This window comes from Embleya sp. NPDC020630, from assembly GCF_044334985.1.
Taxonomy (GTDB): Bacteria; Actinomycetota; Actinomycetes; order Streptomycetales; family Streptomycetaceae; genus Embleya.
On the sequence record NZ_JBIRUB010000002.1, the window covers coordinates 458,814 to 470,927 of the forward strand.

Genomic DNA, 12,114 nt, shown 5'->3' on the forward strand with positions numbered 1-12,114 from the left:
GGCAGGACCCGCCACGGTCGCCGTGCCCGAGGTGTTCGAGGTGGCCACGCCGCCCGGCACCGCGCGGGTGACGCTGCGCCGGGCGACCGTCGCGGCGCGTGCCTGGTTCGTGGCGAGCCACGGCGCGGGTGGCGGGATCGAGGCACGCGACCTGGCGGCGCTGGCCGCCGCGCTGCCCGCTCGCGGGGTGCACGTGGCCCTGGTCGAGCAGCCGTGGCGGGTCGCCGGCCGCCGGCTCGCGCCGGCGCCCAAGACGTTGGACGCGGGCTGGCTTCCGGTGCTGGAGGAGATCGCCCGGCGCAACACCGCCGAGGCGCTGCCCGTGTTCGGGGCCGGCCGCAGTGCCGGCGCCCGGGTGGCCTGCCGCACCGCGGCGCAGACCGGCGTGGCCGGCGTGGTGGCGCTCGCCTTCCCGCTGCACCCGCCCGGTCGACCGGAGCGTTCGCGCTTGGCTGAACTGCTCGGGGCGGGCGTACCGACCCTGGTGGTGCAGGGCGAACGGGACACGTTCGGTGCGCCGAACGAGTTTCCGAAGGACGGTCCGACCGTGCTCCCGGTGCCCTTCGCGGACCACGGATTCGCCGTACCGAAGCGCGCCGAGATCACTCAGGAAGCGGCGTTGGCGCTGATCACGGCCGGTGTGGGCGATTGGTTGACGGTGCCGAGCACCCGGGAATGATCCGCTGCGGCGACGTGTTCCCACCACTGTCAAGCGTCGACGAGTGGAGGTCGCTCCCATGCTCAAGGCCGCCGGTTCGGTTGTCCGAAACGAGGCACCGTTTCTCGCCTGGCCCGAGTGGGGTGCGGGCACCGATCAGCCTCGGGCGATATCGTCGACTCCTGGCCTGAAGGAGGTGGGTCTCGTAACGGAGACCTTGGAGCAGCAAGACGCGCGGTTCGAGCGGGACGCCCTGCCGTTCCTCGATCAGTTGTACTCGGCGGCGCTGCGGATGACCCGTAACCCGGCCGATGCCGAGGACCTGGTCCAGGAGACGTTCGCGAAGGCGTACGCGTCGTTCCACCAGTTCAAAGAGGGCACCAACCTCAAGGCCTGGCTGTATCGCATCCTGACCAACACCTTCATCAACTCCTACCGTAAGAAGCAGCGGCAGCCGCTGGAATCGCATGCGGAGGAAATCGAGGACTGGCAGCTGCACCGCGCCGAGTCGCACATGTCCACCGGACTGCGCTCGGCCGAGGCACAGGCACTCGATCACCTGCCCGACTCCGACGTGAAGACGGCCCTCCAGGCCATTCCCGAGGAGTTCCGGATCGCGGTGTACCTCGCCGACGTCGAGGGTTTCGCGTACAAGGAGATCGCGGACATCATGGGTACTCCCATCGGGACCGTGATGTCGCGCCTGCACCGCGGGCGTCGCCAGCTTCGCGATCTGCTGGCCGACTACGCCCGCGAGCGCGGCCTCGTCCCCGCAGGCACCGACCGGAAAGGCTCGGACTCATGAGCTGCGGTGACCACCACGAGGTGGACTGCTCCGAGATCCTCGGGCACCTGTACGAGTACATCGACAACGAGTTGGCCGACGCGGACTGCACCAGCATCCGCACCCACCTCGACGAGTGCTCGCCGTGTCTGGACAAGTACGGCCTCGAGCAGCAGGTGAAGGAGTTGGTGCACCGCTGCTGCGGCCGCGACGAGGTTCCCTCGGAGCTGCGCAACAAGGTGTTGGAGCGGATCAAGCTGGTGCGCGTCGAAGTCGACGCCCAGCGGGTCTCGGTCGAGGAGTCCTCGATCGAGATGGAGCGACCGGGTCGTTGATCCGAGCGGGCTCGCAAGGCATCGGATCGCCGACCCGAACGGGCTGTCGAGGCGCGCGGATCCACTGACTCCATCGGGCTAAAAATGGGGCGCATGGTCGGGACAAACCGGGCATGCGCCCCTCCGTCGTTCCCGGGGCGGCCTATTCTCGGTGGTCCGAGCGACCAGTCGAGGAGTCGCATGCGCACGCTGCCGCCGAGCGCCCGGATCCACGTCGGGATCGTGGTGGGCGGGTCCGTGTCCGCGCTCGTCCTGCTTCCGTGGACCGGCGCCGAACCCGATCGACTGGGCGCGCTGGCGGTGTTGTTCGTCGTCTTCGGAGCCGTTGCCCGCGCCCGCCTGGGCGGTCTGTGCGGCGCCCCCGACGGGGTGCTCTTCCCGCTGGTGTGCGCGGGCGTGCTGCTGCTGCCCGCCGGGCCCGCCGCGGCCGTTGTGGTGCCCGGCGTGCTGATCGCGCGGTCGCGCACCGCGACCATGGTCACCCGTCTGGCGCACGCCGCCCACCTGGTGCTCGCCGTCGCGGTGGCCGCCCGGGTGTACGAACTCCTGGACGGATCACGGTATCCGTCCGCCGCCGAGCTGCCCGAGGGCTTGGTGCCGCCGGCCGCGGCGGGGGTGGCGCTCTACCTGGTGAGCGGACTGTTCGACACCGTCGCGGTCGGTGTGGCCGAGGGCGCCGTGCGACCGCAGGTGCTGCGCGAGGTGTTCGTGCGCTCGGCCGGCTGGCGACTGGGCTCGGTGCCGATAGCGCTGATGATGGCGGTGCTGTGGCAGCAGCGACTGGGCGTGTTCGCCGCCGTGTTGGTGCTGCTCCCGCTGTATGTGGCCTTTTGGGCCTATGTGCAGCAGGCCTGCGAGCGGGCGGCGCACGAGGCGACGGTGCGCACCCTGGTGCGGGCGGTGGAGATCAAGGACGGCTACACCCGCGGCCACAGTGAACGGGTTTCCCGCGCCTCGGTGTTGATCGGCCGCCGGCTCGGCATGCGCGAGGACCGGGTGCGCTGCCTGCGCTACGCGGGGATCCTGCACGACGTCGGCAAACTGGGGGTATCCACCCGGGTGTTGACCAAGCCGGGGCGGCTGGACCCCGACGAGGTGCGCGAGATGCAGCGGCACCCGGTGACCGGTGCCGCGATGGTGGCCGACCTGACCTTCCTCGGCGAGGCGCGCGCGGGCATCCTGCACCACCACGAACGGATGGACGGACGCGGCTACCCGGCGGGTCTGGCCGGCGCCGAGATCCCCGAGTTCGCGCGGGTGATCGCGGTCGCGGACGCGTTCGACTCGATGACCTCGACCCGGTCGTATCGGCCCGCGCGCGGCGCCGAGGCGGCGATGGCCGAGCTGCGCCGATGCAGCGGGACCCAGTTCGACCCGCGGATGGTCGAGGCGTTGGCCGAGGCGCTGGACCGACACGGTTGGCCGGAGGGGGAGGTGCGGGACCGGGTGCCCGCGCCGCGCGGGAAACCGCGTGCGGAGGGCCGGCCGGGGATCCCCTCGGCGGACACCTCCTCCGACGCCTGCCGGGACGGGGTCTCGGACACCCATTCGGTGGCGCGCGAGCGGGTCGGTGGCGGATCGTGATCGCGGTGACCCGGGTCCGGCGCGCGCCGGGCGGTCCGGCCGCGCGGTTGCGGGCGCATACCCGCACCCTCGTGCTCGGGCTCGGCGCGCTCGCGGCGGTGGCCGCGGTGGCCGGCACCGCGGCCCGGGGCGTGGTGCAGCCCTGGTACGCGCTGGTGTTCTGCGTGGTGATCGCGGTCGGCGAGGCGGCTCGGGTGACGCTGCCCGGCAGCCGGGAGAGCGCTCCACTGGGCGCGGCCGGCGCGCTGGCCTACGCCCTGCTGCCGGATGTGCACGGCACGGTGTCCCGGCATGGTGTGCTCCAGGTGATCGCGGTGGTCGGCGTCGCGCTGCTCGCGGGCGCGCTGCCGCACGTGGCGCGCGGACGGGCGCCGGATCCCGCGTATGTGGCCCGGCGCCTGCTCGCGGCAGTGTTCGCCGCGACGCTGTTCCGGCCGCTGTACGCGGCGGGCGGGCTCGATCCGGTGATGGCGCACGGCTGGGCGTACGGCACGTTCCTGGTCCTGGTGGTGCTGCTGACCGTGCTGTGCGACGCGGTGGTGGTGGCCATGGTCCGGGTGGGCGGCCCGTTCTGTCCCGCGCTGCTGGCCGAACTGCGGGCGCTCGGCGCGGGCCCGGGCACGCGCGGGCGGATCGGGGCGGACGGCGGGGACGGCGGTCGGGCGTCGGGCGGGCCGGCCGGGATCGGCACCGCCGTGGGCGCCACCGGGATGCTGATCGCGCTGTCCACCGGCGCGCTGGGGCTGTGGGCGGTGCCGGTGTTCTGCGTGCCCTCGCTGCTGGTGTTGCTGTCCTTCCGGCGCTGCGCCGCGATCGGGCAGGTGCACCGGCAGACCGTCGACGCGCTGTCCCGGCTGCCCGAGGCGGCGGGGTGCGGCTCGCCCGGACACGCGGCCCGGGTGGGCGAGTTGGCCCACGCGGTCGGGGTGGATCTGGGGCTGGGCGAGGTGGAACTGCGCGAACTGGCCTACGCGGCGCGGATGCACGACATCGGGCAGCTGGCGCTGGCCGACCCGGTGCCCGGCGGCACCACGCTCGACCTGCCCGTCGCCGAACAGCGTCGGATCGCCCGGCTGGGCGCGGAGGTGATCCGGGAGAGCGGCGTCCTGGACCGTGTGGCGACCATCGTGGCCGCGCAGGCCGATCCGTACCGCGACGAGAGCGCCGCGCCGCCGCCGCCCCTGGCCAGTCGGATCATCAAGGTGGCCAACGCCTACGACGACCTGCTCGCGTCCGCCGACGACCTCGGCGCGCGGCGCGAGGTGTTCGCCCGGCTGCGCGCGGACGCGGCCGGGGCCTACGACCCGCGAGTGGTCGAGGCACTGGCGCAGGTGCTCGAACGGGCCGGCTGAGCGCCGGGGCCTCCGGCCGAGTGCCGGCGCCTTTGGCCGAGTGCGCAAGCCGAGCCGCGATGGCCCCCGACCGGACCGAGACGAGTCCCGGTCGGACCGCGATGGGCGTCGGGCGGAGCGAGGCGCACCCGCCGGACCGCGGTGGACAACGGTGGGACCGGGCGAGTCCCGGTCGGGCTGCGGTGCGCACCGTCGGATCGGGGCGGACGTCCTCGGGTCGTGATGGGTGTTGTTCAGATCGCGGTGAGCACTCCGTGTTCGACGCACTTGGCGGTCCAACCGCGCGGGGTCACCTGTACGGTCATCCGCCGCCGGCACTGGCCGCAGTAGCGCGGCGGCTCGAGTTCGCGGCGCCGCACACAGTCGTCGTGCGCGGCGCCGGCAAGCTGCTCGCCGCAGTGGTCGCAGAAGGCTGCAATGGTGGTCACGGCCGTAGATTACGGCCCTGGTCCCGGCGGCCCGACCGGACACCCCCGGCCGCGACGGCCGGCCGCGGTCAGCCCTGCGGGGTCTCGCGCAGGTCCTTGAGGTAGCAGATCAGCTCCACCTCGGGCGCCGGCCACCAGTCCCGCTCGGGCGCGCGGTGGAAGCCCATGCGGCCGTAGAGCCGGTGCGCGGCGCGCATGTCCCACACGGTGGAGATCGCCACGGCGGTGAAGTGGTACTTGCGAGCGCGCTCCAGGCACGCCTCGACGAGCGCCTCGCCGATGCCGCGCCCGCGCGCGGACGGGGCGACCGCGAGCATCCGGAACTCGCCCTCGCCCTCGCGGGAGACCTCCGCGTAGGCGCTGCCGGGCAGGACAAACGCGACGGTGCCCAGGATCTCGCCGGTGCGCTCGTCCACGGCCACGAGCAGTTCGGAGTTCTCCGCGCGGTGCGCGGCCTTGCGCAAGTCGTTGACGTAGTCCTGGTCGGAGGCGACCAGTCCCGCGTAGCCGGCGATGGTCACCTCGCCGACCGCCTCGTACTCCTCCGGACGGGCCTGGCGGATGCGGACGCCGGTCGGCGCGGGGTGATGGTCGTGGGGTCGGGCCGCGGCGGCGGAGCCAGGGGGATTCATAGCCGTCCAGTTTACGCCGCGAATCACACGCCCATGGTCGAGCGTGGGTAGACCGCCTCCGGATCGGTGAGCACGTTCACCAGATAGGGCACCCCGGAGGCGAACGCGCGGCGCAGCGCGGGGGCGATCTGCTCGGGCCGGGCGACCGTCTCGCCCGCGCCGCCCAGCGCCCGCACCACGTCGTCGTAGCGGGTGCTCGGCGCCAGATCGGCGGCCACGTGGTGGCCGTAGAGCATCCGCATCGGGTGCTTCTCCAGGGCCCAGCACCCGTTGTTGCCGACGATCAGCACCACCGGCAGCCGATGCCGGACCAAGGTGTCCACGTCCATCAGCGAAAAGCCCGCCGCGCCGTCCCCGAGCAGCAGCACCACCTGCGCCGAGGGCCGGGCCAGCCGGGCGCCGAGCGCGTAGCCCAGGCCGGTGCCCAGGCAGCCGTAGGGGCCCGCGTCCAGCCAGCCGCCCGGGCGGGCGGGCTCGATGTACTTGCCCGCGTAGGACACGAAGTCGCCGCCGTCGCCGATCACCACCGCGTCCTCGTCGAGCAGGCGCAGCAGTTCGCCGTGCACGCGCGCGGGATGGATCGGTCGGCCGGCGCCGGCGAGCAGCGGCGCGTCGGACTGTGCGGCGGTACGGGCCGCGGCGCGCACGTGGGCGGCCCAGTCGCGGTACATGCCGACCCGCCCGACCCGCTCCCACGCTGCGGTGAGCGCGTCGAACAGGGCGCTCAGGTCGCCGCAGGCGCGTACCGCGCAGTGCCCGTGCCCGGTCGCCTCGGTCGGCGCGTCGGCCAGGTGCACCACCCGGGCGGGCGGCCCGCCGCCCTGCCCGCCGAAGCCGCCGTAGGACAGCCGGAAGTCCAGCGGCGCGCCCGCCACCAGGACCAGGTCGGCGCCGCCGAGCGCGCCGACCCGGGCCCGACCGGCGAGCAGCGGGTGGCCGGCGGGCAATACGCCCCGGCCCATGCCGTTGGCCACCACCGGCAGGCCGATCGTCTCGGCGGCCCGGCGGGCGGCGTGCTCGGCGCCGCCGATCCACACGTCCTGGCCGAGCACCAGGACCGGGCGGGCGGCGCGCACCAGCAGGTCGGCGATCACCGCGACCAGGTCCGGGTCGGGCAGTACGGGCGCGGGCCGCGCGGCGGCCGGCAGCGTCACCTCGGCCCGGTCGTAGAGCACGTCCATCGGCACGTCCAGGAAGACCGGGCCGCGGTGCGGGCTGTTCGCCAGGACCAGCGCGGCGTCCACCTCGGTGGCGATCCGGTCGGTGTCGTGCACGGTCGCCGCGCGTTTCGTGATCGACGCGAGCAGAGGGGGGTGGTCGAGTTCCTGGAGCGCGCCCGAGCCCCAGCGGAACGCCGGCGCCCTGCCGCCCAGGACCAGCATCGGCGAGCCGTTGAACCAGGCGGTGGCCACCGCGCTGATCCCGTTGGTGACGCCGGGGCCCGCGGTGAGCACGGCCAGGCCCGGTCGGCGGGTGAGCTTGGCGGTCGCCTCGGCGGCGAACACGGCGGTCTGCTCGTGCCGTACGTCGATCACCCGCAGCGCCGGCTCCGCGCCGACCGCGCCGTCGTAGAGCGGGAAGACGTGGCCTCCCGACAGGGTGAACATGGTGTCGATCCCGTGTGCCCGGGCGGCGGCGACCGCGAGCGCCCCGCCGTGCCCCTCGACCGTCCCGCTCGCGGGTACCCGGCCCCCGGCCCCTCGTCGTGCGCGCATGCCCGGCCTCCGTCGCCGTAGACGCCGCCACCCTCGTGTGCCGGGGGGAAACCTATCCGCGCGCGCCCGACGGGCAGTAGAGGGGCCGGCGCCGGCGGCCCCCGGGTCGGGGTGGGGGCCGCGGGCGGGGCGAGCCGGCTACAGGGTCTGGTTGAGCGCCTTGACCGGCATGCTCAGTTCGTCGAGCAGGGCCAGGTCGGCGTCGGCGGTGCGGCCCAGGGTGGTGAGGTAGTTGCCCACGATCACCGCGTTGATCCCGCCGAGCAGGCCGTCGCGCGTGCCGAGGTCGCCGAGCGCGATCTCGCGCCCGCCCGCGTAGCGCAGGATGGTCCGGGGCAGGGCGAGCCGGAAGGCGCCGATGATCCGCAGCGCCTCGCGCGGCTCCAGCACCTTCTGGTCGGCGAACGGGGTGCCCGGGCGCGGGTTGAGGAAGTTCAGCGGCACCTCGTCAGGCTCCAGCTCGGCCAGCTGGCCGGCGAACTCGGCGCGCTGCTCGACCGACTCGCCCATGCCGACGATGCCGCCGCAGCACACCTCCATGCCCGCCGCGCGCACCATCCGCAGGGTGTCCCAGCGCTCCTCCCACGTGTGGGTGGTGACCACGTTGGTGAAGTACGACTTCGCCGTCTCCAGGTTGTGGTTGTAGCGGTGGATGCCCATGTCGGCCAGCTCGTCGACCTGCTCCTGGGTGAGCATGCCGAGGGAGGCGGCGATGTTGATGTCGACGACCTCGCGGATCGCCGCGACGCCCTCGCGCATCTGCTTCATCAGGCGTGCGTCGGGGCCGCGCACCGCGGCCACGATGCAGAACTCGGTGGCGCCGGTCGCGGCGGTCTCCTTCGCCGCCTCCACGAGGGAGGGGATGTCGAGCCAGGCGGCCCGCACGGGGGAGGGGAACAGGCCGGACTGCGAGCAGAAGTGGCAGTCCTCGGGGCAGCCGCCGGTCTTGACCGAGACGATGCCCTCGACCTCGACCTCGGGCCCGCAGTGCCGGACCCGGACCTCGTGCGCGAGCTGGAGCAGTTCCTCCAGCCGGTCGTCGGGCAGGGTCAGCACGGCCAGCACCTGTTCGGCGCTCAGGCCGCGGCCCTGCTCCAGGACCTGGTGTCGGGCCACGGCCAGGATGTCGTCGGTCCCGGTCTGCGTACGGTCGTCGAGGGCGGTGTCGAGGGATTCCGTCATGTGGCTCACCTTGCGGTCGGATCCTGTGCGGCGCGGAACGCGGCCGGGTCGAAGGTACCCCCCAGGGCGGGGGCCAGACTCGCGCGGGCCGTGAGCAGGAAGTCGGCCGGGTGCAGCGAACCGGCGCCGGCGGGCAGTACGCCGGCCAGTGGCCGGGCGGCCAGCGTCTCCAGATCCCGGACGTTGCAGCGCATCGCCAGGTCGGGCTCGTTCGGCCAGGCTCCGATCACCACGCCGACCAGGTCGACTCCCCGATGGGCCAACGATTCCAGGGTGAGCGCGGTGTGGTTGAGGGTGCCGAGGTCGGGGCGGGCCACCACGAGCACGCCCGCCCTGAGCTCGTGCGCGAGGTCGGCGATCGTGGTGCCGTCGTCGTCGAAGCGCACGAGCAGGCCGCCCGCGCCCTCGACCACCACGAGGTCGGTCTCCTTGGCCAGCGCGCGGACCCGGTCGGCGACCCCGTACAGGTCCACCGGCGGCAGACCGGAGACCCGGGAGGCGGCGGCGGGGGAGAGCGGGTCGGGGTAGCGGGAGTATTCGTGCAGGTCGGTCACCCCGGCCAGGCGCCGTACGTCGGCGAGGTCGCCCGGCTCGTCGGGCGCCACGCCCGTCTGCGAGGGCTTGACCACCGCGACGGAGCCGCCGCGCACCGCGGCGATGGCGGCGACGGCCGCCGTGACGATCGTCTTGCCCACCCCGGTGTCGGTGCCGGTCACCACGAGAACGCTCATGACGGTCCAGGGTAGGGGGACCTTGGGCCCGCCGTTCGTGGACCTTTGTCGCCGGCCGCGAGGCGCGCCGGCGAGGCATGATCGAAGTGGTGGGTGCGTGGTCCGGCGGGGCCGCGCGCGACACCGTCAGCGGCCCTCTGCACGGGGCTGTGGGAGTGAACGGCAATCCTCCGGCGACCGGCCGGACGGTCCGGGTGGGCCCGGGCCGTCCGGCCGATCGCATGTGTTCGAAGGGGCCGCCGGCGCGCTCACCGGCTCATTCCTGGGGGCGGCGCAGGCGGGCGACGAACTTGTACCGGTCGCCGCGGTAGACGGATCGCACCCATTCGACCGGTTCGCCTTCGGTGTCGAAGCTGTGCCGGGACAGCAGCAGCAGCGGCAGGCCCACGTCGGTACCGAGCAGTCCGGCCTCGCGCGGGGTGGCCATCGCGGTTTCGATGGTCTCCTCGGCCTCGGCGAGATGGACGTCGAAACCGGCCGACAGGGCCCGATACAGCGAGTTGTGCTTGGCCAGGTGCTTGCGCAACCCGGGGAAGCGCTTGGTGGACAGGTGCGTGGTCTCGATCGCCATCGGCTCGGAGTTGGCCAGCCGCAGGCGCTCGATGCGCAACACGCGGTTGCCGGGTCGGATGGCGAGCCGCTCCGCGAGGTGGTCGTCGCAGGTGATGTAGCCGATCTCGATCAGCCGCGAGGTCGGTTCCAGGCCCTGGGCCTGCATGTCCTCGGTGTACGACGTCAGCTGGAGGCTCTGCGCCACCTTGGGCTTGGCGACGAAGGTGCCCCGGCCCTGGGCGCGCTCCAGGCGCCCCTCGATGACCAGCTCCTGAAGCGCCTGGCGCACGGTGGTGCGGGAGATGTCGAACTGCGCCGCGAGGGTGCGCTCGGGTGGCACGGGCGTGCCCGGTGGCTGGGTGTTGGTCAGCTCCTGAAGATGGCGCTTGAGGCGGTAGTACTTGGGCACGCGAGCACTCGGCTCGAGGCCGGCGTCGCCTCCCGCCATCGCACTGTCCGCCGTGGTCGTGATCACGTGTTCCGCCGTCACCGGTGCCCTCCTGACACGTTCGGTCCCCATCGTGGCACGACCACCGATCCCCCCAGGACCAGGAGCGCGGATGTCGGTCCGATAACGGCGTGCCTTCGCCGTCTACGGAACCTTGACACCCCAATTGGTCTATGCCAACCTCCGAAATGGTCTAAACCATTGATGGTCACCGCGCAACCCTCGTCCCTGGGGCGTCGGTGTTTTCCCATTTCGAGTCCCCTCCCCAGTGGGGGACTCGGTCGGTCCGCGCACCTCACGGATCCGACGGGCGAATATCGACGACTTCATACCGAACTGCGGTGCCCGACATCCTGAGGAGGATGTAGTGAAGCGTCGTCTTCTCGTCGCGGCCGGTGTCGCGGCGGCGCTGACCGGTGTTGCCGCCTGTGGGTCCGACAGCAGCAGCGATGACAACAAGAAGGAAACCAAGGCACCGGGCGCGAGCGCGCCGGCCGCGGGCAACGGCAAGACCGTTCGCGTCTGGCTGATGAAGGGCTCCGCCCCCGACGACTACATCGCCGCGCTGAAGACCAAGTTCGAGGCGGACCACCCGGGCGCCAAGCTGGACGTGCAGATCCAGCAATGGAACGGTATCGGTCAGAAGATCACCGGCGCCCTCGCCAGCAACGACGCCCCCGACGTCGTCGAGGCGGGCAACACCCAGATCGCCCAGTACGGCGCCTCGGGCGGTCTGAAGGACCTCAGCTCCAAGGTCAACGAGCTCGGTGGCAAGGACTGGCTGACCGGCCTGTCCGACCCGGGCAAGGTCGACGGCAAGACCTACGGCATCCCGTTCTACGCCGCCAACCGTGTCGTGATCTACAACAAGGACCTCTTCGCGAAGGCCGGCATCACCACGCCGCCGAAGACCCGCGCCGAGTGGCTCGACGTCACCACCCGCCTCAACACCGGCGACCAGCAGGGCATCTACCTGCCCGGTCAGAACTGGTACTTCTACTCGGGTCTGCTCAAGGACGAGGGCGCGGACATCGCGACCAAGTCCGGCAGCGCGTGGAAGGCCAACCTCGACGGCGCCCCGGCCGTGGCCGCCGCCGGCTTCTACAAGCAGCTCCAGGCGCTCGGCAAGGCCGCCAAGGACGGCGACGAGAAGACCCAGCCCGAGGTCCTCGCGGCCGACGGCGGCAAGATCGCCCAGTTCATCGCCGTTCCGGGCGAGGCCGAGACGATCATCAAGTCGAACCCGGCCCTGAAGGACAAGTTCGGCTTCTTCCCGATCCCGGGCAAGGACGCGAGCAAGGCCGGTGCCACCCTCACCGGTGGTTCCGACCTGATGGTCCCCGAGGCGTCGAAGAACCAGGACCTGGCCTACGACGTCATCAAGCTGATCAACAGCGACGAGTGGCAGAGCAAGCTCGCGCAGGCGACCAAGCAGCTCCCGAACAAGACCACGCTCGCCAGCGCGGTCACCGCCGACCCGGGCGGCGCGGCGATGATGGAGGGCGCGAAGAACGGCTTCGCCACCCCCAACTCGCCGAACTGGGCCTCCGTCGAGGAGAACAACCCGATCAAGGCGTACCTCACCAAGGTGATGACCGGTGGCGACGCGGCCGCGGCCGGCAAGGAAGCCAACGCGTCGATCGAGAAGACGCTGAACACCAAGAACTGACCCGCACCACCCGCCCGGACCGCTGAGCGGATCGGGTGATGAAC

At 72.6% G+C, this 12,114-nt stretch carries 12 protein-coding genes; 6 read left to right on the forward strand and 6 right to left on the reverse strand.

The window, feature by feature from the left end; translation table 11 throughout:
* Positions 1-22 precede the first annotated feature (22 nt).
* The 5 genes from ACH4XV_RS08245 to ACH4XV_RS08265 all read left to right on the forward strand — a co-directional run bounded on the left by ACH4XV_RS08245 (position 23) and on the right by ACH4XV_RS08265 (position 4,713).
* Positions 23-679, forward strand: coding sequence for an alpha/beta family hydrolase (locus tag ACH4XV_RS08245; protein WP_395787665.1), 657 nt, complete (start codon positions 23-25; stop codon positions 677-679).
* A 58-nt stretch (positions 680-737) separates the two neighbouring features.
* Positions 738-1,463: a sigma-70 family RNA polymerase sigma factor gene (locus ACH4XV_RS08250; RefSeq protein WP_235618548.1), complete on the forward strand. Its 726-nt coding sequence runs from the start codon at positions 738-740 to the stop codon at positions 1,461-1,463.
* Complete coding sequence (rsrA, locus tag ACH4XV_RS08255) at positions 1,460-1,777, forward strand: mycothiol system anti-sigma-R factor (RefSeq protein WP_379994774.1); 318 nt, start codon at positions 1,460-1,462, stop codon at positions 1,775-1,777. The genes ACH4XV_RS08250 and rsrA overlap by 4 nt, the downstream gene beginning before the upstream one ends.
* 180 nt (positions 1,778-1,957) lie before the next feature.
* Positions 1,958-3,361, forward strand: coding sequence for an HD-GYP domain-containing protein (locus tag ACH4XV_RS08260; protein WP_395787668.1), 1,404 nt, complete (start codon positions 1,958-1,960; stop codon positions 3,359-3,361).
* On the forward strand, positions 3,358-4,713 hold the full coding sequence (locus tag ACH4XV_RS08265; RefSeq protein ID WP_395787670.1) for an HD-GYP domain-containing protein: 1,356 nt from the start codon (positions 3,358-3,360) through the stop codon (positions 4,711-4,713). Before ACH4XV_RS08260 ends, ACH4XV_RS08265 begins: the two co-directional genes overlap by 4 nt.
* Positions 4,714-4,946: 233 nt before the next feature.
* Here the strand turns inward: ACH4XV_RS08265 and ACH4XV_RS08270 are convergent, their stop codons facing one another.
* The 6 genes from ACH4XV_RS08270 to ACH4XV_RS08295 form a co-directional block, all read right to left on the reverse strand.
* Entirely contained in the window at positions 4,947-5,141 is a 195-nt protein-coding gene (locus tag ACH4XV_RS08270; RefSeq protein ID WP_379994780.1) for a hypothetical protein, read from the reverse strand.
* A 68-nt stretch (positions 5,142-5,209) separates the two neighbouring features.
* A complete protein-coding gene (locus ACH4XV_RS08275; RefSeq protein WP_395787672.1) occupies positions 5,210-5,773 on the reverse strand; it encodes a GNAT family N-acetyltransferase in 564 nt (187 codons plus the stop codon).
* A gap of 23 nt (positions 5,774-5,796) precedes the next feature.
* A complete protein-coding gene (locus tag ACH4XV_RS08280; RefSeq protein ID WP_395787674.1) occupies positions 5,797-7,488 on the reverse strand; it encodes an acetolactate synthase in 1,692 nt (563 codons plus the stop codon).
* Positions 7,489-7,626: 138 nt separating this feature from the next.
* Entirely contained in the window at positions 7,627-8,670 is a 1,044-nt protein-coding gene (bioB, locus tag ACH4XV_RS08285) for a biotin synthase BioB (RefSeq protein WP_380042695.1), read from the reverse strand.
* Between the two features lie 5 nt (positions 8,671-8,675).
* Positions 8,676-9,401 carry a dethiobiotin synthase gene (gene bioD / locus ACH4XV_RS08290; RefSeq protein ID WP_395787676.1) on the reverse strand — a complete coding sequence of 242 codons (726 nt, stop codon included), beginning with the start codon at positions 9,399-9,401 and terminating at the stop codon, positions 8,676-8,678.
* A gap of 256 nt (positions 9,402-9,657) precedes the next feature.
* Positions 9,658-10,401 carry a GntR family transcriptional regulator gene (locus ACH4XV_RS08295; RefSeq protein ID WP_395788642.1) on the reverse strand — a complete coding sequence of 248 codons (744 nt, stop codon included), beginning with the start codon at positions 10,399-10,401 and terminating at the stop codon, positions 9,658-9,660.
* Between the two features lie 367 nt (positions 10,402-10,768).
* Between ACH4XV_RS08295 and ACH4XV_RS08300 the strand changes: the two genes are divergently transcribed.
* Positions 10,769-12,070, forward strand: coding sequence for an extracellular solute-binding protein (locus ACH4XV_RS08300; protein WP_395787678.1), 1,302 nt, complete (start codon positions 10,769-10,771; stop codon positions 12,068-12,070).
* Positions 12,071-12,114 lie beyond the last annotated feature (44 nt).